Source organism: Gordonia abscondita (assembly GCF_032711245.1).
In the GTDB taxonomy this organism is placed as follows: domain Bacteria; phylum Actinomycetota; class Actinomycetes; order Mycobacteriales; family Mycobacteriaceae; genus Gordonia.
The window spans coordinates 3,656,666-3,681,063 of record NZ_CP128986.1; the positions used below are offsets into that span (position 1 = coordinate 3,656,666).

22 protein-coding genes and 1 pseudogene are annotated in these 24,398 nt (G+C 66.6%); 13 read left to right on the forward strand and 10 right to left on the reverse strand.

What is annotated here, in order from left to right:
• Positions 1 to 114: 114 nt before the first annotated feature.
• On the reverse strand, positions 115 to 1,680 hold the full coding sequence (locus MP11Mi_RS17215; protein ID WP_420040092.1) for a DUF222 domain-containing protein: 1,566 nt from the start codon (positions 1,678 to 1,680) through the stop codon (positions 115 to 117).
• A gap of 159 nt (positions 1,681 to 1,839) precedes the next feature.
• Between MP11Mi_RS17215 and MP11Mi_RS17220 the strand changes: the two are divergent.
• Together MP11Mi_RS17220 and MP11Mi_RS17225 are read left to right on the forward strand one after the other, a co-directional pair.
• Positions 1,840 to 2,058 (forward strand): annotated as a pseudogene (locus tag MP11Mi_RS17220) (DUF1156 domain-containing protein); the annotation flags it as partial.
• A 408-nt stretch (positions 2,059 to 2,466) separates the two neighbouring features.
• The gene (locus MP11Mi_RS17225) at positions 2,467 to 3,048 is read left to right on the forward strand and encodes a GNAT family N-acetyltransferase (RefSeq protein WP_420040093.1); all 582 of its coding nucleotides are present in this window, start codon (positions 2,467 to 2,469) and stop codon (positions 3,046 to 3,048) included.
• Positions 3,049 to 3,089: 41 nt separating this feature from the next.
• Here MP11Mi_RS17225 and zapE read toward each other — a convergent pair whose 3' ends face one another.
• The gene (gene zapE / locus MP11Mi_RS17230; RefSeq protein WP_420040094.1) at positions 3,090 to 4,109 is read right to left on the reverse strand and encodes a cell division protein ZapE; all 1,020 of its coding nucleotides are present in this window, start codon (positions 4,107 to 4,109) and stop codon (positions 3,090 to 3,092) included.
• A gap of 20 nt (positions 4,110 to 4,129) precedes the next feature.
• On the opposite strand from zapE, the gene MP11Mi_RS17235 reads away from it, so the two are divergent.
• Genes MP11Mi_RS17235 through msrB form a run of 4 tightly spaced genes read left to right on the forward strand, consistent with a single transcriptional unit; the run spans position 4,130 to position 8,201 of the window.
• Positions 4,130 to 4,906, forward strand: coding sequence for a dihydrofolate reductase family protein (locus MP11Mi_RS17235; RefSeq protein ID WP_420040095.1), 777 nt, complete (start codon positions 4,130 to 4,132; stop codon positions 4,904 to 4,906).
• 10 nt (positions 4,907 to 4,916) lie between these two features.
• A complete protein-coding gene (locus MP11Mi_RS17240) occupies positions 4,917 to 6,473 on the forward strand; it encodes an alpha/beta hydrolase (protein WP_420040096.1) in 1,557 nt (518 codons plus the stop codon).
• 35 nt (positions 6,474 to 6,508) lie between these two features.
• A complete protein-coding gene (locus MP11Mi_RS17245; protein WP_420040097.1) occupies positions 6,509 to 7,735 on the forward strand; it encodes a glycosyltransferase family 87 protein in 1,227 nt (408 codons plus the stop codon).
• A 19-nt stretch (positions 7,736 to 7,754) separates the two neighbouring features.
• Entirely contained in the window at positions 7,755 to 8,201 is a 447-nt protein-coding gene (gene msrB / locus MP11Mi_RS17250) for a peptide-methionine (R)-S-oxide reductase MsrB (RefSeq protein WP_420040098.1), read from the forward strand.
• A 62-nt stretch (positions 8,202 to 8,263) separates the two neighbouring features.
• Here the strand turns inward: msrB and hemQ are convergent, their stop codons facing one another.
• From hemQ to hemE, 3 genes are read right to left on the reverse strand one after another with little or no spacing between them, the layout of a single operon-like run.
• Positions 8,264 to 8,959, reverse strand: coding sequence for a hydrogen peroxide-dependent heme synthase (gene hemQ, locus MP11Mi_RS17255; protein WP_420040099.1), 696 nt, complete (start codon positions 8,957 to 8,959; stop codon positions 8,264 to 8,266).
• A gap of 37 nt (positions 8,960 to 8,996) precedes the next feature.
• Entirely contained in the window at positions 8,997 to 10,418 is a 1,422-nt protein-coding gene (gene hemG / locus MP11Mi_RS17260) for a protoporphyrinogen oxidase (RefSeq protein WP_420040100.1), read from the reverse strand.
• Positions 10,415 to 11,440, reverse strand: coding sequence for a uroporphyrinogen decarboxylase (gene hemE, locus MP11Mi_RS17265; RefSeq protein WP_420042141.1), 1,026 nt, complete (start codon positions 11,438 to 11,440; stop codon positions 10,415 to 10,417). The genes hemG and hemE overlap by 4 nt, the downstream gene beginning before the upstream one ends.
• Before the next feature lie 136 nt (positions 11,441 to 11,576).
• Between hemE and MP11Mi_RS17270 the strand changes: the two genes are divergently transcribed.
• Positions 11,577 to 12,209, forward strand: a complete 633-nt coding sequence (locus MP11Mi_RS17270) for a DUF3000 domain-containing protein (protein WP_420040101.1) — start codon at positions 11,577 to 11,579, stop codon at positions 12,207 to 12,209.
• Positions 12,210 to 12,217: 8 nt separating this feature from the next.
• Positions 12,218 to 13,450, forward strand: coding sequence for a ribonuclease D (locus tag MP11Mi_RS17275; RefSeq protein WP_420040102.1), 1,233 nt, complete (start codon positions 12,218 to 12,220; stop codon positions 13,448 to 13,450).
• 20 nt (positions 13,451 to 13,470) lie between these two features.
• On the opposite strand, the gene dxs is transcribed toward MP11Mi_RS17275, so the two are convergent.
• The 3 genes from dxs to MP11Mi_RS17290 are packed head-to-tail and all read right to left on the reverse strand — an operon-like array spanning position 13,471 to position 18,751.
• Positions 13,471 to 15,369 carry a 1-deoxy-D-xylulose-5-phosphate synthase gene (gene dxs / locus MP11Mi_RS17280; RefSeq protein ID WP_420040103.1) on the reverse strand — a complete coding sequence of 633 codons (1,899 nt, stop codon included), beginning with the start codon at positions 15,367 to 15,369 and terminating at the stop codon, positions 13,471 to 13,473.
• 57 nt (positions 15,370 to 15,426) lie between these two features.
• On the reverse strand, positions 15,427 to 16,722 hold the full coding sequence (locus MP11Mi_RS17285) for a class I SAM-dependent RNA methyltransferase (protein WP_420040104.1): 1,296 nt from the start codon (positions 16,720 to 16,722) through the stop codon (positions 15,427 to 15,429).
• A 4-nt stretch (positions 16,723 to 16,726) separates the two neighbouring features.
• Complete coding sequence (locus MP11Mi_RS17290) at positions 16,727 to 18,751, reverse strand: APC family permease (protein ID WP_420040105.1); 2,025 nt, start codon at positions 18,749 to 18,751, stop codon at positions 16,727 to 16,729.
• Between the two features lie 193 nt (positions 18,752 to 18,944).
• Here MP11Mi_RS17290 and MP11Mi_RS17295 point away from each other — a divergent pair, with 193 nt between their 5' ends.
• From MP11Mi_RS17295 to MP11Mi_RS17310, 4 genes are all read left to right on the forward strand, one after another.
• A complete protein-coding gene (locus MP11Mi_RS17295) occupies positions 18,945 to 19,604 on the forward strand; it encodes a potassium channel family protein (RefSeq protein WP_420040106.1) in 660 nt (219 codons plus the stop codon).
• A gap of 7 nt (positions 19,605 to 19,611) precedes the next feature.
• Complete coding sequence (locus MP11Mi_RS17300; RefSeq protein ID WP_420040107.1) at positions 19,612 to 20,274, forward strand: potassium channel family protein; 663 nt, start codon at positions 19,612 to 19,614, stop codon at positions 20,272 to 20,274.
• Between the two features lie 234 nt (positions 20,275 to 20,508).
• Positions 20,509 to 21,669, forward strand: a complete 1,161-nt coding sequence (locus tag MP11Mi_RS17305; protein WP_420040108.1) for a globin domain-containing protein — start codon at positions 20,509 to 20,511, stop codon at positions 21,667 to 21,669.
• A 59-nt stretch (positions 21,670 to 21,728) separates the two neighbouring features.
• Positions 21,729 to 22,115, forward strand: coding sequence for a hypothetical protein (locus MP11Mi_RS17310; protein ID WP_420042142.1), 387 nt, complete (start codon positions 21,729 to 21,731; stop codon positions 22,113 to 22,115).
• Between the two features lie 242 nt (positions 22,116 to 22,357).
• On the opposite strand, the gene MP11Mi_RS17315 is transcribed toward MP11Mi_RS17310, so the two are convergent.
• Entirely contained in the window at positions 22,358 to 22,750 is a 393-nt protein-coding gene (locus MP11Mi_RS17315; RefSeq protein WP_420040109.1) for an OB-fold nucleic acid binding domain-containing protein, read from the reverse strand.
• A 71-nt stretch (positions 22,751 to 22,821) separates the two neighbouring features.
• Between MP11Mi_RS17315 and MP11Mi_RS17320 the strand changes: the two genes are divergently transcribed.
• Entirely contained in the window at positions 22,822 to 23,520 is a 699-nt protein-coding gene (locus MP11Mi_RS17320; RefSeq protein ID WP_420040110.1) for an alpha/beta fold hydrolase, read from the forward strand.
• Positions 23,521 to 23,531: 11 nt separating this feature from the next.
• Here MP11Mi_RS17320 and MP11Mi_RS17325 read toward each other — a convergent pair whose 3' ends face one another.
• The gene (locus MP11Mi_RS17325; protein ID WP_420040111.1) at positions 23,532 to 24,395 is read right to left on the reverse strand and encodes a DUF3710 domain-containing protein; all 864 of its coding nucleotides are present in this window, start codon (positions 24,393 to 24,395) and stop codon (positions 23,532 to 23,534) included.
• Positions 24,396 to 24,398 lie beyond the last annotated feature (3 nt).

The following is a 24,398-nucleotide window of genomic DNA, read 5'->3' on the forward strand; positions in this document are numbered from 1 at the left end:
TCGACGAAGTCAGGTACTTGACGAACTGCTTTCATGACATCTCGTTAGGCGACGTCGATGTGAGCAGCGTGGAGCTCAAATGGAATAGGGCGTCGGCGCCGCGCTGATCGAGGGTCAGAACGGAGGCTCGCCCCAGGATGCGAACTCAGCTTCGGACGCACCTCGGGCGCGACGGTTGGCCGCCCGGATCTTCATTCGATAGCGGTGTTTGGCCTGGGTTCGGCTGAGTTCCCGCTGCGGGCCGGGCCCGGCGTCGCGGCGGTGTGTGCCAGCGGCCGGTGCGGCGTGAGTGCAGGGCAGGAGACCGAGTTCGGGTAGGAGCCACGAGTTGAGCGCTTGGGCGCGAACAGTGATTCCTTCGGGCGTGGTGACTTCGGTCCACACGATGCCGTTGGCGTCGACGATCTGGTCGTCGACCCATCCGGGAACGTGCGTCTTCAATCCGTGGTGGAACCGGCATTTGGGGTTGAGGTTGCACGGGCAGGTCGGGCCACCCATCTCCGGGGCAGAATGGTCATATTCTTGGACGTGGTCGAGGTCGCACTGCCAGGCGGGTCTGTCGCACCCGATCGTCGAGCATTGTCCGTGCAGTGCGCGAACCGCGGTGTCGCACGTCGCGGTCGGCCGGTATCGGTTGCCTGCTTGCGCGGTACCATCCGTCAGGTCACCGAGGTCAAGGTCGCGGCGGACCGTGTCGGTGCGACCGGCGACGTCGCGAGCGTGCGCGGCGGAGATCGGGCCGAATCCGTCGAGGAAGGCCGGAGTCTCGGCATCACCGGTCAGCGTGTCGCGACGGGCGACGACGTGCAGGACGATCTTCGCGCAGCGTTCTGCGATCTCGCCTTCGGAAAGGCGTGCGGGGCAGTCATCGTTGCCGCACCGGCACCCGAACTGCGTGCCGGTGAGTCTCGCGACGGCCGCGTCGGATCGACGACCCTGCTTGGTGCGCGGATCCTCCTCACACACACCTGCGACGACCGCATCGAGTGATCTCGTGATCAGCGCGGCATCTTCGGACGACGCAGTGATAGTGATGTCGCTGAGTTCGGAGTCGACCGGCGTAGCGATGACCTTCTTGCGCGCCTTCGCTGCTTCGGTCGCCGCGCGGGCAGCGTCGGCGTCGTGTTCGGCGACGATGCCGTTGACGGTCTTGACCACACGATCTTTGGACAGCCCACCCATACCGCGAAACCGACGAGCGGCTTCGTTGTCGATTACCGCGAGCAAGTCGTCGTCGAGGACGGCTTCAGTCTGGGCAAGTGCGGCGTGGAACCAGAATGGAGTGAGTACGCCGTCGCGCATCAGCCTGCCGAGTTCCGGTACTCGCTCCATGCAGGCGATGGCGCGGTCGACGAACCGTTCGGCGGTGAACTGCTTAGAGCCGGTGAGAACGGCGTACGACGCAGCCGTCTGGCACATCGGATCGTAGACCCGCGAGAAGCTATCAGCGCCCGCGGCGTCGGCGACGTCGACCTTTGTCTGCCACACCTGGTACGCGGCGGCGTACCGCTGCCAGAGGATGAACCCCTGAAACGAGTCTGCGCGGGCAGCGAACTGCAAGAGCGCAGCCTGATCGGCGTCGACGCCGTCCTCGGCCTGCGGCTTGGTGATGCGGATGACGATCGAACCCCCGTCAACCTCGATGGTCGATGTCGCCCGGCTCCCCTTCGTGTTTTGCATTACTCCCCCTGAATCGAACTTACGTTCGATTATAGGCCGCCATGTCCGGTTTGGTCAATAGGTCCGCAGCCAGTCCGCTATGACCCACGCTCGATATTGCACATCGCGGTGTGCGTTTTTCACTTGTCGCGTCCACCGTCAATTCCGAACTGAGGAACAGTGCCCACACCTACTCAACATGTTCGTCGCCGCAAGCTGATCGAGGTCAGCACCCCGCTGCAGAAGATCAATGAGGAGCCGGCGCGCGAGAAGTCAATTCGCCACGGCCAGCCGTCGACAATGCACCTGTGATGGGCGCGCCGACCGCTGCCCGCGCCCCGCGCAGTCTTGTTCGCTCAATCGACCGAGGACCCGGCCAGCATCCCAACCACTGCCCCACCAAGACGGAACACACTGCACAGTGAACGCGTCGGTTCAGCTTCGTGGGTCGATTGAGCGTCAGCATTCTTCAAACTCGGCTTGATCGAAGCCGCCGTCACGCAAGTCGTCTGATATGCCGCCGGGTTTGGCCACTGAATCCACTCGGGTTTTCCGCGGTCAGGTCGAGCCGGAATTGCAGACGTCCATCGTTCGCGAGGTAACTAAGGAACTTCGGTGTACAGCCCGTTGAAGTTCTTAGCGGGAAGCGCGCTGTCGAATGCGATCGAGCCGACAATGCGTCGTCGCCCCTGTCGGGCGTCGTCGCTGGAGACACCGTTGCCGCCGCCATTCCCGACAGGTTGGCGTAGTGTACGTTCCCCCAAGCAGCCCGTCGGCCACAATGGCGTTCTCGCTATCGTGTACCGAGTGAAGTCTTTGATCGTCGGCACCGTCACCGAATCGACCCGTGCAGAAGGTGTCGCGGCCGTCGCCGCGGCCACGTTCCCGCTCGCGTGCCCGCCGCACTCGACTCCCGAGAACATCGCGGCACACATCTCCGCGCATCTGTCGGCTGACAAGTTCGCCGAGTACATCGCCGACCCGGCCAAGCAGGTTCTCGCCGCGCACGATGACACCGGCGCGATGATCGGCTACGCACTGCTCGTCTACGGGCGACCCGACGATCCGCAGGTCCTCGCCGCCCTCGAATCAGCGGACGGCGGCGCGGCCGCACTCGGCGCCGACACCGTCGCCGAGGTGTCGAAGATGTACGTGCTCCCCGACCATCACGCCGCACGCAACGAGGCCAAGCCGGCGCACGCGCTCATGCAGGCGTCCCTCAGCGCCGCCCACGAATACGGAGCGGACTACATCTGGCTCGGCGTCAACGAACTCAACGAACGCGCCCAGAAGTACTACCGCAAGATGGGCTTCACCCAGATCGGAACCAAGACGTTCGACATGAACGGCACCGTGGAACACGACCACGTCATGGGGCGGCCGCTGTAAGCGTCTCGACTTCGCTCAAGCAGCACGATCGCGGAACGCGCTTACGCGTCCGCTTCGGCGAAACGAGACAGCGCGAGCAGACGCGACGTGGCACGCAGATACTTCTTGCGATAGCCGCCCGCAACCATCTCCGGGGTGAAAACCTCGTCGAGCTTCACACCCGACACGCTGACCGGTATCTCCGCGTCGTACAGGCGGTCGGCTAGCGCGACGAGACGCAGCGCGACGGCCTGGTCGGACGCCGGCCGCAAGTCCTCGACACAGACCAGGGTGACGCCGTCGACGAGCGACTTGTATTTGGACGGGTGCAGCTTGGCCAGGTGCGTGACGAGGTCGTCGTACCGGTCGAGAGTGGCGCCCTCGGTGGCGGCCGCCAACTCCTCGAGAGCGGAGTCACTCGACGGTTCGGGTGCGGGCGGAAGGTCACGGTGACGGTAGTCGGGGCCGTCCACTCGGATCGTCTCGAAGATCGCCGACAACTTCTGGATCTCGCGGAGGAAGTCCTGCGCGGCGAAACGGCCTTCACCGAGCTGACCCGGCAGAGTGTTCGATGTCGCGACGATAGACACGCCACGGGCGACAAGCTCGGTGAGCATACGTGAGACGACCATCGTGTCGCCCGGATCGTCGAGTTCGAACTCGTCGATGCACAACACGCTGTGGTCTGCGAGACGATCCAGTGCGTCGAGGTAGCCGAGGGCGCCGACGACGTTCGTCACCTCACCGAATGTCGCGAACGCCTTGGGGCCGGGCATCGAGTGGTAGACCGACGCCAACAAGTGTGTCTTGCCGACACCGAAGCCGCCGTCCAAGTAGAGGCCGATGCCTTCCGGCGTCGACGCCTTCCGGAACAGGCCCTTCTTCTTGGCCCCGGATCGAATCGTGGCCGCTCGGGCGACGAAATCGCGGGCTGCCGAGACCGCTGCCGCCTGACTCGGCTCGTTCGGGTCGGGGATGTACGAGTCGAAACTAACGTCGTCGAACATCCTCGGCGGAACCATTTCACCGATGAGTTGGTCGGGAGCCAGAACAGGGTTCCGGTCGCTCAGTCGTGCCAGCATCCGGTAAGGGTATCGAGCGCATGGATGATGGACTCATGTTCCTCATGCAGAAAGCGACAGACATCACAGCAGACGACCTGCCTCGTGTGTTCGCGTTCCCAGACCGCACCACGCCCACCGTCCGCGCGACAATGGTCGCCAGCGTCGACGGTGCGGCGACGATCGACCGTCGCTCCGGCATGTTGGGCGGCGACGGCGACCATCTCGTATTCCACACGATGCGCCGTCTCGCGGACGTGATCGTCGTCGGAGCCTCGACCGCGATCCTCGAGGGCTACGGTCCCGGCACATCGGACGGCGACGCCGGGCCCCAGACTCTGGTTCTCACGTCCCGCACCCTCGCCTTACCGGACGACTTCGCCACAGCCGTCGCGCCGAACGTGCTCATCGCCACTTGCACGTCGGCGCCTGCCGACGCTCGCCGCCGACTGACCGCGGCGGGAGCGACGGTCATCGACTGCGGTACCGACGACCTCGACCCGGCGACTCTCGTCGCCGAGCTGGCATCTCGGGGGCTCACGCGCATCGATCTCGAAGGCGGGCCACGGCTCCTCGCTGCGTTCGCTGCGGCAGGAGTTCTCGATCAGCTGATCCTCACCGTCAGTCCGACGCTCGCCCTCGGCGACGCCCCACGAATCGCACACGGCACCGCCGCACCGATCAGAGACCAGGACCTGGCCCTGCCGTTCCGTCTCCCCTACCCGATGCGCGCCACCACTATCCTCGGCGACGATGAAGGCTTCCTGTACCAACTATGGGAGGCCGTGCCCGACTCCGACGCCGCACCCGGTCGGTAGGCTCGCGGCTATGCCGTCCATGCTCCGCGCACGACTGTCCGCCGCTCTGCTGGTGGCGACCACCGTCACCGTCCTCGCGGCTGGCTGCGCGGTGGGACCGGACACCGGACCGGACATCGTCCGCGGCGACAATCCGGGCGGCGACACGACGGAGGCGCCGAAACTACCCGATCTGCAGGTACCCGACCACGACCTCAACTGGCGTTCGTGCGGCGACAAGATCAGCAAAACCTACGACGTCGCTGTTCCCGACGGGGTCACCGTCCAATGCGCGACCTACGACGTCCCCCTGGACTCCGACGGCGACAGCACCATCCGCATCGGCGTGATGCGCGCGAGCACTGCGTCAACGCCGAAACAAGCGCCTCCCCTGGTCCTCACCAGCGGAACCGATCTGCCGAGTTCCCGCACGTTGCTGACACTGGCGGGCGGGGACGGAAAAGCAGTTCTCGACCGCAACCCCGTTGTCGCCGTCGACTTCCGCGGTACCGGACTCGGCGCGACCGTCGACTGCCTGACGACAGCGCAGCGCACCGTGATCGCTTCGAACGCCGCGGGCCGCGGACGCGACGTCGGTGCCCGGGCCACCGAGGTCGGGACGGCGGCCCGCGCGGGTGCCGACCTGTGCACCGAGACGCTCTCCCCGAATCAGCTCGCCTACTCCGTCGATGCGGCGGCGAGCGACCTGGAGGGCCTCCGGGACCGTTGGGGGGTCGACCGGCTCGGCCTCATCGGCGTCGGCGACGGATCGTCGATCGCGTTGCGGTATGCCGCAGCCCATCCCGACCGGGTGGGGCGCCTCGTCCTCGACTCCCCTGTCGGCTACAACATTCCTGCGCGGGAGAGCGCGGCCGCCCGAGCTCGCGGCGTCCAGAAGTCACTGACCGCCTTCGCGCAGCGCTGCGCCAACGCCGATTGCGCGCTCGGCAGCGACGCTGTGGCCACGTTGAATCGCGTCATCACGGCCGGCGCGGGCGACGACCTCGACGGACTGTCCGACAAACAGGTGCTCGCCGCGATCACGACCGCGATCGCTCTGGACGACATGTCCCCCGCCGGACTCAAGAAGCTCGGCGCAGCGATCTCCAATGCCGACCACGGCGACACCGCAGCCCTGCGCTCCTACGTTGCCGACGCCGAGGCGCTCCGCGGCACCGACGGGCGACTCGTCGGACGGTGCAACGATCTTCGAGGCAGGCCCGGCCTGCAGGAGTTGTCCGGCCTCGTCAAAGACTGGTCGAATGACGCAGCGATGACTGCGGTCACCGCCGCCCTCGACCTCGCCGACTGTGACGGCTGGGGCAGCACCGACGCACCGGCCGCACCCGAGTCACTCGCGGTGAACCCGCTGGTACTTGTCGGAGCGAACGACCCGTTCAACGGGAGCGCGGTGGTCGACCAACTCACTCAGACACTGTCCGCGGCGAAAGCGTCGCCGACCGCCGTCACCTGGGACGGTCTCGGGTTCTCGGTGCTCGCCCACAGCGACTGCGCCGCAGGCGTCCTCAGCGAATACCTCGGCCCCGACCCGATGAAGGCGCCCACCGCGCGGTCGTGTCCGGCATGAGCTATCTCGTCGGCAGCATGTAGTACGGTTCGCGGGTGACCGTAGTAGACCGTTACCTGCGCCCGCGCGTCGATCCGACACGCATCGGACATCTGATCCTCTGGCCCATCAGCATCATGATGGTGATCCACCGGTCGCTGATCCTGGCGGTGAACGGTGCCCGCACCGACGACTTCACCCCCGTCTACAACGCGGCCTTGGCGTTCCTGAACCAGCGTGCGGTCTACAACGAGAACTACGAGACCGTCGACCCGCACTACCTGTATCCGCCGTCGGGAACTCTGATGATGTCGCCGTTGGCGTTCATCGACCCGCAGAACTCGCGGTGGCTGTTCATCGCGGTCAGCGTCGTCGTGATCATCGTGTGCGCGTACCTGTTGACCCGGCTGTTCGGCTATGACCACCGCTCGTGGATCTTTCCTGCGCTGATTTTCGCGTTCTTCAGCACGGAGACTGTGGCGCACACTCTAATCTTCACGAACTTCAATGCGTTCGTGCTGCTCGGCATGCTCGCGTTCATGATGTTGATGCTGCGTAGACAGGAGCTGTGGGCGGGCGTCGCGATAGGTCTGACGCTCGCAGTCAAACCGATCCTCGCGCCACTCCTGCTGCTTGTCCTCCTGAACCGTCAGTGGAAGATCCTGATCACCGCCGTCGGCGTCCCGCTGATTCTCAACGTCCTCGCGTGGCCGTTGTCGAACGATCCGATGGACTTCGTCAAACGCACCTCGCCGTACCTCTTCGAGTCACGCGACTATTACAACAGCTCGATCACCGGCAACGGAGCGTACTTCGGCCTCGACGGCTGGCTGGTACTCCTGCTGCGGATCGCGTTCGGTCTGATGGCTGTGTTCAGCCTGTGGTTCCTGTACCGCTACTACCGGCGGACTGACGAGTTGATGTGGCTCGCGACATCGTCTGGGGTGCTGCTCGGCACGTTCTTCCTCGTCGGCGCCCTCGGCCAAGGCTATTACTCGATGATGCTGTTCCCGCTGATGATGACTGTCGTCCGCGCCGGATCGGCGGTCCGCAATTGGCCCGCCTGGCTCGGCGCCTACGGGTGCCTGTCGTTCGACGTCTTCTACTCAAACGAATGGGAACCGTTCGGCCGCTACCTCGAGTACGGCAAGGTCACGTGGGGGTGGTCGCTGCTGATGATCGCCGTCTTCTGCTCACTGTTGTTCCGATACCTCGACATGCGGCGCGACGGGGTGCTCGACGTCGACGCACTCGATTCCCGGGAGCCGACAGGCGTCGCCTGACGCGTCTACCCTGGGACATATGACGAACGACGCATCGAACGGACGCCGAGAATCCACCGAGCCGACCGACTTCACCAAGCTCACCGACGCCGAGTGGCGTGAACGTCTGTCGCCCGCCGAATTCCAAGTGCTGCGGCAGGCGGGCACCGAACGTCCGTTCACCGGTGAGTACACCGACACCAAAGACGTCGGCGTGTACGAGTGCCGGGCGTGCGGCGCCGAACTGTTCCGCAGCGAGACCAAGTTCGAGTCGCACTGTGGGTGGCCGTCGTTCTTCACCCCACTCGCTGGCGATGCCGTCATCGAACGGCACGACGACTCACTCGGCGCGCGCCGCACAGAGATACTGTGCGCAAACTGCCACAGCCACCTCGGTCACGTGTTCGCGGGCGAAGGCTACGACACCCCAACCGATCTGCGGTACTGCATCAACTCGATCAGTCTGCGGCTCACGCACGAGCACTGACTACCCGCCGATCGAATCGAGTCGAGATTCGGCAGTCTCGACTCGGTTCGATCAGCAGGCGATCAGGGCAACGTGTTGACGAGTGTGGTCGGCTCGACGCGGGGGCCGGTGAAGAACGGGATCTCCACGCGAACGTGATTGCGGGCGTCGGTGGCGCGCAGGTCACGCATCAGGTCGACGATCCGGTCGAGTTCAGGGGCCTCGAACGCGAGGATCCACTCGTAGTCGCCGAGCGCGAACGCGGGCACCGTGTTGGCGCGCACATCCTTGTAGCCGCGAGCGGCCATACCGTGGTCGGCGAGCATCTTGCGCCGATCCTCGTCGGGCAGCAAATACCATTCGTACGACCGCACGAACGGGTAGACGCACACGTATGCGCCCGCTTCTTCGCCCGCCATGAACGCCGGGATGTGGCTCTTGTTGAATTCGGCGGGACGGTGCAGCGCGGCACCGCTCCAGAACGGATCGCTCGCGCGGCCGACGACCGTGGTCCGGCGGAACGACGAGTACGCGGCCTGCAACGCTTCGATGGTCTCCGCGTGCCACCAAAACATGAAGTCGGAGTCGCCGCGCATGCCCGCCACATCGTAGACACCGCGCACGACGACACCGGTGTCCTCGACCTCGGCGATGAAACGTTCGAAGTCGGCTGCGGCCTCGGCGCGATCCTCCGGCAGTTCCCCGGCGCGCACAGTGAACACCGAGAACATCAGATAGCGGAGGGTGGAGTTGATTTCTGCGTAATCCAAGCGGCTCATACTTCCATCGTGCCACCGCGCGAATACCGCATCGCGGTCAGGTGAGTGCGCTCACGTGTGCGGCGAGACGAGCCGCTGCGTCGCGCGCAGTTCCGATACAGGCCGGCACTCCCACTCCCCGGTAACCGGAGCCGGCTACCGCGATCCCGGTCGGCAGCGCCGTGACTGCCGCCCTCATCGCCGACAGATGTCCCGGACCGTAGTGCGGCAGACCAGCAGGCCACCGTTGTACGGCGGCTTCGACGACGTCGGGTGCCGCCACGCCCGCCGCACCGAAAATGGTGTGAAGGTCGGCTGTGGCGGTGGCGACAAGTTCGTCGTCGGTGCCGACGACGGGCTTGCCGAGCCGACCGAACGACGCGCGCAGCACCGAACGACCGCCCGCACCGGCGAGGTGCGGCCATTTGCGGCTGCTGAGCGTGATCGCCTTGATCGACAGGTCGGCGGCGTCCGACGCGACGAGTACACCGGAATGCTGTGGTGTCTCACCGTCTACCGCGAACGCGACGACGGCCGAACCGGCCGCGTCGACGCTGGAGAACGTGGCACAGGCGTCGGGAGCCACCGCCGCGAGGAGCCGGCCTGCCGTCCACACCGGGACCGCGATGAGGACGGCATCGTATCCGTTCGCCCCGCTCCCGTTCGCCCCAATTCCGGTCGACCCGTGCCGTGACCTGCGGTGTCGGTCGACGTCGAGGTCGTAGTGTGCGCCGACGCGGTGCACGCCACGCACGACCGTGCCGACGTGCAGGTCCGCTCGGGCCGCAGCTACAAGAGCGTCCACTAGTGTGCGGTATCCGCCACGCAGCGCGCCGAACACCGGGCCGGTTCCGGTCGACCGGGCCAGCACGTCGCCGACCGCGGCGGTCAACGACGGGGCACCCGCGTCGAGTGCGACCGCGAGAGCCGGAATCGCTTCCCGTAGACCGAGATCGCGAGCGCGCGCCGAGTACACGCCGCCCAGCATCGGGTCGACGCTGCGGGCCACGACAACGTCGCCGAACCGATCGGCGACGAGATCACCGACGGCGACGTCAGCGCCGGGCGTCCAAGCCAGTGGTCGGTCGGCCTCGGATTCGACGATGCGCAGTTGCCTCTGGTCAACGAGATCACCGAGCGCGGCGGGATTCGCGGGGATCCCCATCAATGCGGGCGACGGCAGCCGGTGAAGGGCACCCGCCGACCACACGGCGGGGCGCAGGCCGGACGGTGCGACGATGTCGTCGCCGAGTCCGAGTTCGGTCACCAGGTCCCGAGCTTCGGGGCGTCGGACGATGAACGCTTCGGCGCCGACGTCCACAGACATGCCGCCGACCGTCGCCGACGCGAGGATGCCGCCGGGCTGCTCATCGGCACAGTAGATGTCGATACGGGTCTCGTCGCCGAGCAGGCGACGCAGGTCGTAGGCGCCGGTCAGTCCGGAGACACCGGCGCCGACGACCGCGACCCGCACGGTCACAGCGAGTGGACGAGTTCGACGGCGTGCGTGACAGCGTCCGCTTCGGTGTTCGGTAGGACGCCGTGCCCGAGGTTCACGATGTGGCCCGGCGTGCCGGCGGCGATCGCGCGCTCGCCTTCGACGATGATGCGGGACAGTTCGCCGCGGACCACGTCGCGGCCGGCGAGCAGTGCCGTCGGGTCCAGGTTGCCCTGGATCGCGACATCGCGTCCCACGCGCTGCGCGGCGACGTCCAAGGGGGTCCGCCAGTCGACGCCGATCACGTCGGTGCCGACGCGTGTCATGGCATCCAAGATCTCGCCGGTACCGACACCGAAGTGAATGCGGGGCACCCCGTACTTCTCGATCTCGGCCATCACCCGCGACGAATGGGGTGCCACGAACGCTTCATATGCGGCCTCCGACAGCGTCCCCGCCCACGAGTCGAACAGTTGGACGGCATCGACGCCCGCATCGATCTGTGCCTGGAGGAACGCGATCGTGAGGTCCGCGAGGCGACCCATCAGCGTGTGCCACAGGTCGGGGTCGCCGAGCATGATCCGCTTCGTGTTCTCGTAGGTGCGGCTCGGACCGCCCTCGATTAGGTAGGACGCGAGTGTGAACGGCGCACCCGCGAAACCGATGAGCGAGACGGTCGGCGGCAACTCGTCGAGGAGCAGACCGATCGCCGAGGTCACCGCGCCGACCGCTTCCGGTTCGAGCCGCGGCAGGGCTGCGACATCGGCGGCCGTCCGGATTGGTGACGCGATGACCGGGCCGGTACCGGGCACGATGTCGAGGTCAACGCCCGCAGCCTTCAACGGCACAACGATGTCGGAGAAGAGGATGGCCGCATCGGTGTCGTGCCTGCGGACCGGCTGCATAGTTATTTCGCAGACCAGTTCGGCGTCGAAGCACGATTCGAGCATCCCGCGGTCGACGCGAATCGCCCGGTACTCGGGGAGGGAACGGCCCGCCTGCCGCATGAACCACACGGGTCGGCGGGACGGGGTCTTGCCTGTGGCGGCGGCGATCAGCGGCATTTCGGTCGAGATTCGACGGGCACGCACCGTAGTCATGTCTTCACTGTGCCATCTGCCGTCCGGCACGCCCGCTGACACCCCGTAATTCCGGCGCGCCTCCGCCACCCGGCGCGACACGCGGCCTACCCTGACGGCCGTGACCACTTCTGGAGCCCCGACGGAACCGACCGAGTTCCGCGACGCCGTGCAGTCGCTGCACGCTGCGACGGTGCGGTCGGAGATCGAAGTCGGTTCGATCCGTCCCCCGCAGCGTCTCGCGCCCTACAGCTACGCGCTCGGTGTCGAAGTCCGCCCGCCGGACGATACCGACCCCAACCAGGTGCCGACCGATTCGGCAGGCAGTTCGTTCGGTCGCCTCGTCCTCCTCTACGACCCGGACGGGCAGGATGCGTGGAACGGCACGTTCCGGCTCGTCGCATTCATCCAGGCCGAGGTAGAGGCCGCGCTCGCCGCCGATCCGCTGCTGCCGCAGGTCACGTGGAGTTGGCTGGGCGAAGCCCTCGGCGTCCCCGAAGACGAAACCGAGTCGACGCCGCCGTTCGGCAGCGACGAACCGGTGGTCCGCGCACTCGGCGGAACCGTGACCGCAACGACCTCGGTCCGTTACGGCGACATCGCGGGCCCACCGCAGTCGCACCAACTGGAGTTGCGCGCGTCGTGGACCGCGACCGGAGCCGACCTCTCAGTGCATCTGGAAGCATTCTGCGAAGTGCTGGCCTCGGTCGCCGGGCTACCGCCCGCAGGCGTCTCGTCGCTCGGCACGGTCTGAGGCATTCGGTGAGCGATACCGATACCAACCCGGAACCCGATACCCCGGTTGTTCCGTTGACCGCGCCCCGCGAAGGCGTTCCCGACGTCGCGTCGACCCCCGGCGACTTCGCCTCGGTGGCCGCACGTCTGGCCGCGGGCACCGGGCCGATTTCCGTCGACACCGAGCGTGCGAGCGGATTCAAATACTCCCAACGCGCCTACCTCGTTCAACTGCGACGGACCGGGTCGGGCAGCTTCCTGCTCGACCCGATCCCTCACCCAGAGGCGTTGACGCCGATCATCGACGTGATGACCGGGCCCCAGTGGATTCTGCACGCGGCCGACCAAGATCTGCCGTGTCTGCGCGAACTCGGGTTCGTGTGCGAAAGCCTGTTCGACACCGAGCTGGCCGGTCGGCTCCTGAACGTCCCTAAGGTCAATCTGGCGGCGATGGTCGCCGAGTTCCTACATCTCGGGCTCGCTAAGGGGCACGGGGCCGCCGATTGGTCACGTCGACCGCTGCCCGACGACTGGTTGAACTATGCGGCGCTCGACGTGGAAGTCCTCGTCGAACTTCGTGACGCAGTCAGCGCGGCCCTGCGTGAGGCCGGCCGCGACGAGTGGGCGCTCGAAGAGTTCGCCGCCGTCCTCGCTCGCCCGCCTGCCGAACCCAAGACCGACCGATGGCGACGTACATCCGGCATCCACAATCTCAAAACGACCCGCCAGTTGGCAGTCGTCCGCGAACTCTGGTCGGCTCGCGAGGAGATCGCGCAACGACGGGACGTCGCTCCTGGCCGTATCCTCCCGGACTCGGCGATCGTGAATGCGGCGGCGAAAGACCCGAAAAGCGCAGCCGACCTGACCGCGCTGCCGGTGTTCGGCGGCCCGCGCCAACGCCGTCAGGCCAATACTTGGATGAATGCGATCGATCGTGCGCGGACTCTGCCGGAAGCCGAGTTGCCGCCGAAGAAGACGCCGCAGGCGGGTGTACCGCCGATCAATCGGTGGGAACCGAAGCATCCGGCGGCTGCGGCCCGCGCGCACGCGGTTCGACCGGCGGTCAAAGAGCTCGCCGACTCGATCGGTGTGCCTGCCGAGAATCTGCTGGCGCCGTCCGTGGTCCGCGACTTCTGTTGGTTCGGGCTCACCGACGGCCTCGACGTCGCTCAGCGACTCGCCGAACTCGGCGCCCGCCCCTGGCAGGTGTCGCTGACGGCCGAAGTGATCGAGCAGGCGCTGACGACTGACCCGCGCTAGCGCGGGTCAGTCCGCACGCCTCACGTCAGGTCTTTGACGATCGACTCGGCGAGATCGGTCGCGGTCAGCCCGACGTCGCTCAAGATCTGTTCGCGCGTCGAGTGTGCGATGAACTCTTGCGGGATGCCGCGCTGACGGACCGGCGTCGACACGCCTGCGTCGGCGAGCGCGCGGGCGACGGCTCCGCCGACACCGCCTTGCACGCCACCATCCTCGAGTGTCACCACCAATCGGTGATCGCGCGCGAGGACCGCGACAGATTCGGGCACCGGGAGCACCCAACGCGGGTCGACGACCGTCGCCGTCACCGAGTGCGACGACAGACTCTCGGCCACGTCGAGAGCCAACTGTGCGAACGCGCCGACCCCGACGATGAGCACATCGGCGCCGTTGTCGCCGCCGTCGGCGAGGACATCGACGCCGTCCGACGTCCGACGTAGCGCCGGAATGTCTTCGGGCACCGCGCCTTTGGAGTACCGGACCGCGGTCGGGCCGTCGGCTACGTCGAGCGCTTCGGCGAGCTCTTCACGCACGCGGATCTCGTCGCGCGGTGCGGCCACCCGCATGCCCGGCACCAACGACATCAGCGACAGATCCCACATCCCGTGGTGGCTCGGACCGTCCGGGCCGGTGACACCCGACCGGTCGAGGACCAGGGTCACCGGCAGCTTCAACAGCGCGACATCCATCAACAATTGGTCGAACGCGCGGTTGAGGAACGTCGCGTAGATCGCGAGCACCGGATGCATGCCGCCCAGCGCGAGACCCGCCGCCGACGTCATACCGTGCTGTTCGGCGATCCCGACGTCGAACATGCGGTCGGGAAAACGTTCACCGAACGGGACGAGTCCGGTGGGTCCGGGCATCGCAGCGGTGATCGCCACGACTTCGGGGCGGCGCTGCCCCTCGGCGACGAGCGCGTCGGAGAACACCGACGTCCAGTCCTTCGCGGCAACCGACGTGGCCTTGCCGGTCGCCGGATCCATCTTGCTGGTCGAATGCATCTGTTCGGCCTCGTCGGCTTCGGCTGGCGCGTAACCCATGCCCTTGCGGGTCACCGCGTGCACGATCACCGGGCCGCCGAACGCCTTCGCGCGACCCAGGGCCGCTTCCAATGCCTCCAGGTCGTGTCCGTCGACGGGACCGACATATTTGAGTCCGAGGTCGGCGAACATCGCCTGCGGAGACACCAGGTCTTTCACGCCACTCTTCATACCGTGCAGGACGGCGTACGCGGCGTCGCCGACGACGGGGAGCTGGCGGAGTTTGCGCCGTCCCGACGCGAGGATCCGTTCGTAGCCGGGTTGGAGTCGGAGCGCGGACAGGTTTTTCGCGAGCCCACCGATGGTCGGCGCATACGACCGTCCGTTGTCGTTGACGACGATCACCACTGGGCGGTCGCCGTCGGCGATGTTGTTGAGTGCCTCCCAACACATGCCGCCGGTGAGCGCGCCGTCGCCGACGACCGCGACAACGGTTCGCTCCCGCTCGACGGACGACAGGTGGCCGGGTGTCTTCGACGCCAGTTCGAACGCCTTCGCCAGTCCGTCGGCGTTCGACAACGCCGCCGACGCGTGCGACGACTCGATCCAGTCGTGCGGGCTCTCGGTGCGATCCTGGTAGCCGGTGAGACCGTCGCGCTGACGCAGCGTGTCGAACCCGCCTTTGCGGCCGGTGACGATCTTGTGGACGTAACACTGGTGGCCCGTGTCGAACAGGACCGGGTCGATCGGAGACTCGAACACTCGATGGATCGCGAGGGTCAGCTCGACGACACCGAGGTTCGGTCCGAGGTGGCCTCCGGTCGCCGCGACCTTCTCGATGAGGAAGCCGCGGATCTCGGACGCCAGCTGCTCGAGCTCCGCCGGCGAGCACGCCCGCACATCGGCCGGTGAATCCACTCGATCCAGCACTCCCATGTGCGGTCCCTCCTCAAGAAACGGTGATCTGGACCAGTCTACGGATTCAGCATGGCGCTACCGAGTCAGTACCGCCATGCCTTCGACATGATGCGTCATCGGAAACGCGGCGAACCCCCGCCATGCGCGCACCCGATAGCCTTGCGCTGCGAATCGACCGAGGTCGCGGGCGAACGCCGCGGCGTCGCACCCGACGTGCACCACGGCCGACGGCGAGGCCGCGACGATGGCGTCGACGACGTCGGCTCCGGCGCCCGACCGCGGCGGATCGGATACGACGACGTCTGGACGGGCGAGGTCGGCGATCGTCGAGACGACCTGTCCGCGGTGGGTGAGAGCTGCCTCGTCGCCGAGGACGCGGTCGGCTGCCGCGAGCGCACCCGGATCGGTGTCGACGATGTCGCTGCCCGTCACTGTGAATCCGCTGTCGGCGTCGCACAGCGCCGCGGTGAACACACCCGCGCCACCGTACAGATCCCAGAGGTGCACGTCGCCGGTGACACCGACCGCCTGGAGCAGGTCGACGGCGGTCGCCGAGTAGACGGCTGGCGCATTATGGTGCGCCTGCCAGAAGCCGGTCACCGGAATTGACCAGGTCCGCTTCCCCACCGTGTACACGACGTGGGTGTCGCCTTCGACAGTGCGGACGCGGCGCGGCGCGCTGCGCGCCGAGCGGGCGCGCTGTGCGCGTCCTCGGCGTCCTTGGCCTCGCCCGCCGGTTCCGGTGGGTGCCGCGAGTTCGGCGACGTGGCGTCGACCGTCACTGCCGACGGCCAACACCAGTTCGGTGCCCGCAGCGCCACCCATCGCGGCGGCGCCGTCGAGGAGTCCGTCGACCGGTGCCGCGCACGGCACTGTGATCAGGTCGGCCGACTTGCGTCCGCGCAGGCCGACGGTCCCGTCGCCTGCAACTGCGAGACGCGTCCGCACCCGCCACCCGGTGACCTCATCACCGAGAGCAGCGACCGTCGGTGGTTCCAGACCGTCGGAGGGAACATCTCCGTTGTGTGTTCGCCCAGAACCCCCATGCCCGAACCCGCCGATGCGGGTGAGCACGTCGCCGAGAGCGATGGCTCCGAGTTCGCGCGCATAGTCGGCGTCGACGTACGACAGATCGCAGCAGCCTGCGCCTGCGGCGGCTGCACGGCATTGCTCGTCCACCCGGTGCGCACTGGCGTCGAGGACTTCGACGACGGCCGCCCGCGCGAACGACGCCTTCTTGTCGTCGACGATGCGGGCGCGTACCCGTTCGCCGGGTAGGGCTCCGGTGACGAAGACGACACGTCCGTCGTGGCGGGCGACGCCCGCCCCGCCGTTCGCGTATCCGGTGACGTCGAGATCGAGATCGGCCATATGTTTACTGATCCTCCGAGGTGAAACCGCGTCGCACGTCGCCGGGCGCCACGTACTGAGTCTGCATCCGTCTGCCTCGGCTCTCCGAGGACGTCAACTGCCAAGGCACGGACGTCACCATGACACCGGGTTCGAACAGCAGACGCGTCTTGAGGCGCAGCGCCGACTGGTTGTGCAGGATCTGCTCCCACCAGTGGCCGACCACGTACTCCGGGATGAACACGGTGACGACGTCACGCGGTGACTCTCGCCGCAGCCTGCGCACATACGTGATGATCGGCCGGGTGATCTCGCGGTACGGCGACGCGACCACCTTCAATGGCATGGTGATGTCGCTGGCCTCCCATTCGGCGACCAGTTTGCGGGTGTTCCGGTCGTCGACGTTGACCGTGACGGCCTCCAAGACGTCGGGTCGGGTGGCGCGCGCGAATCGGAGAGCTCGACGGGTCGGCAAGTGCAGCGACGACACCAAGACGATCGAATGCGTCCGACTCGGCAGGACCGCGTCGTCGCCGTCGCCCTCGGCATCGTCGTACTCGATCTCCCGCTCGACGGTCGAGTAGTGCCGGTGGATGAGTTTCATCAGCACGAAGAGCACCATCATCGCGAGCACCGCCATCCACGCACCCGCGGTGAACTTGGTGACGAGAACGATCACTAGGACCGTGCCGGTCATCACCATTCCGGTCGCGTTGATGATCCGCGCCCGGATCATTCGCATGCGCGCGTCGGGATCGCTCTCGGTTTTAAGGTGCCGCGTCCAGTGCCGCACCATGCCCGTCTGGCTGATCGTGAACGAGACGAACACGCCGACGATGTACAGCTGGATGAGCGACGTCACCTCGGCGCCGAACGCGACGACGAATCCGATGGCGACCAAGGCGAGGAAGACGATGCCGTTGGAGAACGCGAGACGATCGCCGCGGGTGTGCAGCTGGCGAGGCAGGTAGCGGTCTTGCGCGAGGACCGAACTGAGCACCGGGAATCCGTTGAACGCGGTGTTCGCGGCCAGCATCAAGATGAGCGCGGTGACGACGGCGATCGCGTAGAAGCCGGGCGGGAACCCGTGGAACACCGCTTCGGCGATCTGCGCGATGATCGACTTCTGGTGGTAGCCGTCGGGTGCCCCGGCCAGATCCTTCGCCGGATCGAGCACATACTTGGCTCCGACTTCTTGCGCCAGCATCACGATGCCGAGCAGGAGGAAGATCGAGAACCCGCCGAGCATCAGGAGTGTCGACGCTGCGTTGCGCGACTTCGGTTTACGGAATGCCGGGACACCGTTGCTGATGGCTTCGACACCGGTCAGCGCGGCGCAGCCCGACGAGAACGCCCGCGCAATCAGGAACACCATGGCGAAGCCGACGAGCCCGTTGTTCTCGGCGACGACGCCGAACCCGCTGGTCTCCGCTTTCACTGTGTCGCCGAGCACAAAGACCTGGACGAACCCCCAGATCAGCATGGCGGCAACTCCGATGATGAACCCGTAGGTCGGGATCGCCAGGATCGAGCCCGACTCCTTAATGCCACGCAGGTTGACGGCGGCGATCAACGCGATCGCGGCCACACAGAACCACACCTTGTGCTCGTGGACGAACGGGAGGGCCGAGCCGATATTCTCCGCCGCCGAAGTGATCGACACCGCGACCGTGAGCACGTAGTCGACGAGCAGCGCCGCCGCCACCGTCAGCCCGGCGTTCGGTCCGAGGTTGACCGTCGCGACCTCGTAGTCGCCACCGCCGGACGGGTAAGCATGCACGTTCTGTCGGTAACTGGCGACGACCACGACCATGACGACGGCCACCGCCAGCGCCACCCACGGCGCGAATGTGAACGCGCTGATCCCGGCCACCGACAGCACCAGGAAGATCTCCTGCGGCGCATAGGCGACCGACGACACCGCATCCGACGCGAACACCGGGAGTGCGATCCGCTTGGGCAGCAGCGTATGGCCGAGGCGATCGCTGCGGAACGGTCGGCCGAGCAGCAGTCGCTTCGCCGCTACCGACACCTTCGTCATCGTGGACACGGAGCAACACTAGGCCATTTCCCCGAACTCGTCTGCGGCACTCTTCTGCGACACTGTTCTGCGGCACTCGCGTGAGTCGCCACTACGCGACTGACCGTCGGTCGCGACGAACCGGCTCGGCGCGCACCGTCGAGCTCGCGCCGCGCGCCGAGCAGGGTGCGTTTTGCTTCGCCGGGAAGTATCGTCTCCCAGCGTGCGAGTGATCATCATGGGCTGCGGCCGAGTCGGATCGTCCCTGGCGTTAGCCATGTCCGACCGAGGCCACGACGTCGTCGTCATCGACCGCAATCCCGACGCCTTCCGACGTCTGAGCGAGCGATTCACCGGGCGAACCGTCACCGGCGTCGGATTCGATCAGAATGTCCTGACTGCGGCGGGCATCGAGTCATGTGACTCGTTCGCGGCGGTCTCCTCGGGCGACAACTCAAACATCATCTCCGCCCGCGTCGCACGCGAGACATTCGGCGTCGATCGCGTCGTCGCCCGTATCTACGACGCGAAGCGCGCGGCCGTGTTCGAACGTCTCGGCATCCCGACCGTCGCAACCGTTCCGTGGGCAACCGAACGCTTCGTCGCCGCCCTCGGGGAGACCTTCAACACGCCGGTCTGGCACGACCCGTCGGGCTCGCTGGTGATGGCGGTCATCGAAGTGCACGAGTCGTGGATCGGTGTCGACGCGCACCGATTCCAGGAGCAGACCGGCGCCCGGATCGCCTTCATCCACCGACTCGGCAGGCCGCTCCTGCCCGAGCAGCGCACGGTGATCCAACAGGACGACGAATTGTATGTCGCCACCCTGTCCGCAAATGTCGACAACGCGCGAGCCGTCGCGGCCGCCGAGTTCCAGGAGTGAAGCAGCCGTGAAAGTCGCCATCGCCGGGGCGGGCGCCGTCGGACGCGCCATCGCTCGCGAACTGTTGCAGAACGAGCACGATGTGACGCTGATCGAACGGGACCGGACCCACATCGACGTCGAGGCCGTCAGTGGAGCCACCTGGCTGCACGCGGACGCCTGCGAGCTCGGCGACCTCGAACGCGCCGAACTGCAGACGTTCGACGTGATGGTCGCCGCCACCGGCGACGACAAGGCCAACCTGGTCGTCAGCCTCCTCGCGACCACCGAGTTCGCGGTGAACCGTGTCGTGGCCCGGGTCAACGATCCGCGCAACGAATGGCTGTTCAACGACGACTGGGGCGTCGACGTCGCCGTCTCGACTCCCCGCATGCTCGCCTCCCTCGTCGAAGAGGCCGTCTCCGTCGGAGATCTGGTGCGCCTCATGACGTTCCGTCAAGGCCAGGCCAACCTCGTCGAACTCACACTCCCCGACGACACCCCGCTCGCAGGAAAGGCAGTCCGCAGGCTGCAGTTGCCGCGCGATGTGGCGTTGGTCGCGATCATCCGTGGCAAACGGGTCATCGTCCCCGAGCCCGACGATCCTCTCGAGGGAGGCGACGAACTCGTGTTCATCGCACCGGAGGAAGCCGAGAGACAGTTGCACTCCGCGATGAAGGTTCCCGTCTAGGCGCGAATCTCTCCGCCGTTCCGGGTTCTTCGCCTCACGCTCCGGGCGGCACGGCCACCCTGGATATGGGACTTTCGCCCCTGCCGACATCGGCGTACGTCCCGACCTCGTCCTGTGAGACGAGACGTCTACCACGATGCGTAGTAGGTACTGTCGGAGAGTGATCAGATCGGTGTCGGGCGGTCGTTCGCGCGCCGCCCTCACATAGACCAGCACCGTGAGGAGCACTCCGAAATGATCTCGACCGACGCACGCACCATGATCGAAGCGACCCTGCCCGTCGTCGCCGCACACATCGAAGAGATCACCGCGAACTTCTATCCGCGAATGTTCGCCGAACACCCTGAATTGCTATCGGATCTGTTCAACCGAACCAACCAGAAGTCAGGTTCACAGTCGACGGTGCTCGCCGGGTCGATCGCCGCGTTCGCCACACTTCAACTCGACCACGATTCCACGGCCCAACGCGAGATCATCGAACGGATCTCGAACAAACACGCGTCTCTCGGCATCGTCGCCGATCAGTATCCGATCGTCCACAAGCATCTGTTCGCGGCGATCGTCGACGTACTCGGCGAGGCCGTTACCCCGGAGGTCGCAGCCGCGTGGGACGAGCTCTACTGGGAGATGGCGAACGTCCTGATCGGCCGCGAAAACGAGTTGTACGCGCGGGCCGGGGTCGCCCCAGGACAGGTGTGGCGGACGGTGCGGGTCGTCGAACGAGACCAGGTGTCGCCGGATGCCGTCTCGTTCACCCTCGCGTCGACCGACGGAGATCCACTCCCCGACTTCGTCCCCGGCCAGTACGTTTCAGTCCAGGTGCCGCTCGCGGACGGCGCCAACCAGATCCGCCAGTACAGCCTGACCGGCCGTGTCGGCGACCCGACATGGCGATTCAGTGTGAAACTCGACGGTGAGGTCTCGACGTGGCTGCACGAGCACACATTCGACGGAGACGACCTGTCGATCAGCACGCCATTCGGTGATCTGACGCTCCCCGACGACGACGGCCCACTGCTGCTGGCATCCGCCGGTATCGGCTGCACCCCAATGATCGGCCTGCTCCACCACCTCGTCGCGACCGGCGACCCCCGACCGGTCCAGGTGATGCACGCAGACCGGTCGCGGGCCCGTCAGCCGCACCGCGGCGAACTCGGCCGACTCGTAGCACAACTGCCCGGGGCTACTCTGTACCAGTGGTACGAGCACGGCATCAGCGCCGAGCCCACCACACGTATCGGCCTGATCGACTTCGCCGACGTGCCCGTCGACCCGTCCTCGACGGCCCTCGTCTGCGGACCAACCGGATTCATGTCGTCGGTTCGTGACGCTCTCGTCGACCGGTCTCTGTCGGCCGATCGCATCCGGTTCGAAGCCTTCGGAGGTATCCGTTGACCGCAGCCCTCACGACGAGCCACGCGCTCGCGCTCGCCCTCACATTCATCTGGCTCGGCATGGTCGCGGCGATCTCGTTCATCGAGGCCCCGCTCAAGTTCCAGGCCCCCGGCATCACGATCCCGCTCGGTCTGGGCATCGGCAGGCTCGTGTTCCGCGCGTTGAACACTGTCGAAGCCGTGTGGGCCGTCACGATCGTCGTGGCATTGGTCGTCGGAAGCTGTTGGCCGACGACGGCGCTCGCCGCAGTCGGTGTCGCAGTCGCCGCTCTAGTCGTACAGGTTGTCGCGATCCGGCCGGTTCTGTCGCGCCGGACCGACGCGGTGCTCGCCGCTCCGGACGACGTACCCGAGCAACGCAGCCACGCTCATCTCTGGTACGTGGCGTTCGACCTGATCAAGGTCGCGTCGCTGATCACGCTGGGAACCAGTCTGATCCTCGCCTGATCTGTGACCACCGCCGACCGTCCGAGTCCGCTCGGGTGGTCGGCAGTGCTGTATTGGTCGGCAGCGTTGTTGGTCGGCAGCGTTGTTGGTCGGCAGCGTTGTTGGTCGGCAGCGTTGTTGGTCGGCAGCTTTGTATCAGCCGCCGTCCGGTATCGACCGCCGGCGCGCTGTCGATCGCTAGGGTTCGAGTGATCGTCGGTGTTCGCAAGTCCGTGCTGGTCGCTCGCCAGCCCAGCTCAGGCCTACTCGTCGACGGCGTGCAACTCGTACTCGGGGTTGTAGACGACCTTCATGCCGTCGGCGTAGGCGACTCGACCGCGTACCGTCAAACGGCGGCCCGGTTCGATACCGGGGATCCGATTGCGGCCCATCCACTTGAGTAAGACTGTGTCGGTCCCGTCGAAGAATTCTGCCCGCACACCCGAGTGGGTGTTGCGCGAGCACGTCTCGACCGATCGGAGCTCGCCGATCATCACGGCCTCATCGCCTCGACTGCAATCGCTCGCGCATTGCGCGCCGGTCGCCCGCGCGACGTTAGCCGCCGCAGACTCACGCTGTACTCGCTCGTCCTCGACGTTCTCGAGATCCTCAGTGAGCATCTTGCCCAACCGCTTGAGCAAACCTGTGTTCGCCATCCCCATCCTCCGGGCATCGCTGTAATGACTCGCTTTCGAGGCTCACCCTACTCCCCGTGCACCATGGTCGTATGACCACCGTGATCGTGATGCCGGGCACCGGCTCAGACGCCGACTTCGCAGCTCGGGTCTTCGGGCCATCCGTGCGGGACGCCGGCGCGTCGCTGGAATGCCTGGAGCCCGAACCAGACCTCATCGAAAGCTACCTGACCAGGATCGATGCGATCGCCGATCGCGGCGATCGGGTGATTGTCGGCGGAGTGTCGATCGGCGCGGCGATAGCGCTCAGGTGGGCGTGCGACCCGGCGCACTCGGCCAGGTGCGACGGTGTCCTCGCCGCCCTCCCGCCGTGGACCGGACGCCCCGACGGATCACTGGCAGCGCTGTCGGCTCAGATCACCGCCGACAACCTCGCCCGGGATGGGCTCGACGCGACGGTGGCGGCCATGGTCGCATCGAGCCCGGCGTGGCTCGGCGCCGAACTCGCCCGGTCGTGGCGGGCGTTGTACCCGAGCGGGCTCGTCGCACAGTTGCGTGCAGCCGCGATGTATGTCGGACCGACACTCAACGACGTCGCAACCCTTCCGATACCGCTCGGCGTCGCCGTCGCACCCGACGATCCGCTGCATCCCGCGGCCGTCGGCCGCGCGTGGGCGGACGCGGCGAGACAGTCAGTCGTCGCCGAAGCCCCGCTCGCCGAGTTCGGCCCGGATGAACGCCTACTAGGCGACACCTGCTGGGCGGCGCTCGCCGCTGCCAGACAGGTGTAGCGGACGCGCCGTCAGCGGCTGCGCCGCCTACGCAGCCGGGACAGCGCAGACCCCTGCGACGGGGCCTGCGGCAGCTCCGGCTCGTCGCCTGTCGCTTCCAGTTCCACTGCGTTCAATTCCCCCGTGTTCAATTCGGGAGCCTCGTCGAGGACAGCGGGCGCCTCACTGAAGACGGTCGCGCTGGCGCTCTGAGCCACCGCGCCGCCGGGATGCACGTCCTGGCCACCCGAACTCCCGGAAAGTGCTGACGGCGCGTCACTCAACGGCTGGGACGTCGGCGCCGCGGCCTCCTCTTCCGTCACACGCTGACGTTGTGCGGCAGCGACCTGCTCGGAGAGGACAGGCGGCAGCACGATCGGCAGCACCTCACGCGGCGGATACGGCTGGTCGCCTCGACGGACAACCGTCTCCGCTAGGACCGCACGCGCCAACTGGCCTAGCTGCTCCCCCGACTCCTCCGGACCGCTGGCCATGCAGCGGATCATCCAGCGCGGGCCGTCGACGCCGATGAATCGATGCACCCCGCCGGGCACCCGGGCGACGATCTCTCGCCCCCAGTGGCCGTCCTCGATGGATGTGCTCGCGCCGTCGGACCGCAACGATTCGGCGAGTTCACGGACCACCTCACGCCAGAGGCCGCCGCTGCGCGGAGCCGCGAACGCGTGGATCCCGATCCGTCCGACAGGCGTCACAAGGTAGACCGCCTCCGGATCGTGGTCGGCTGACATCTCGACGGTCACCTGGCCTCCTTCGACGACCGGCATCAGCACCGACCCGAGGTCTAGGTGCGAGTTCGCCAGTTCGTCCGGCGAGTTCGCCAGGTCATCGATGTCGTACGGGCCGTCGGCCTCGCCGATCTGCTTCTTGTCACTCATCTC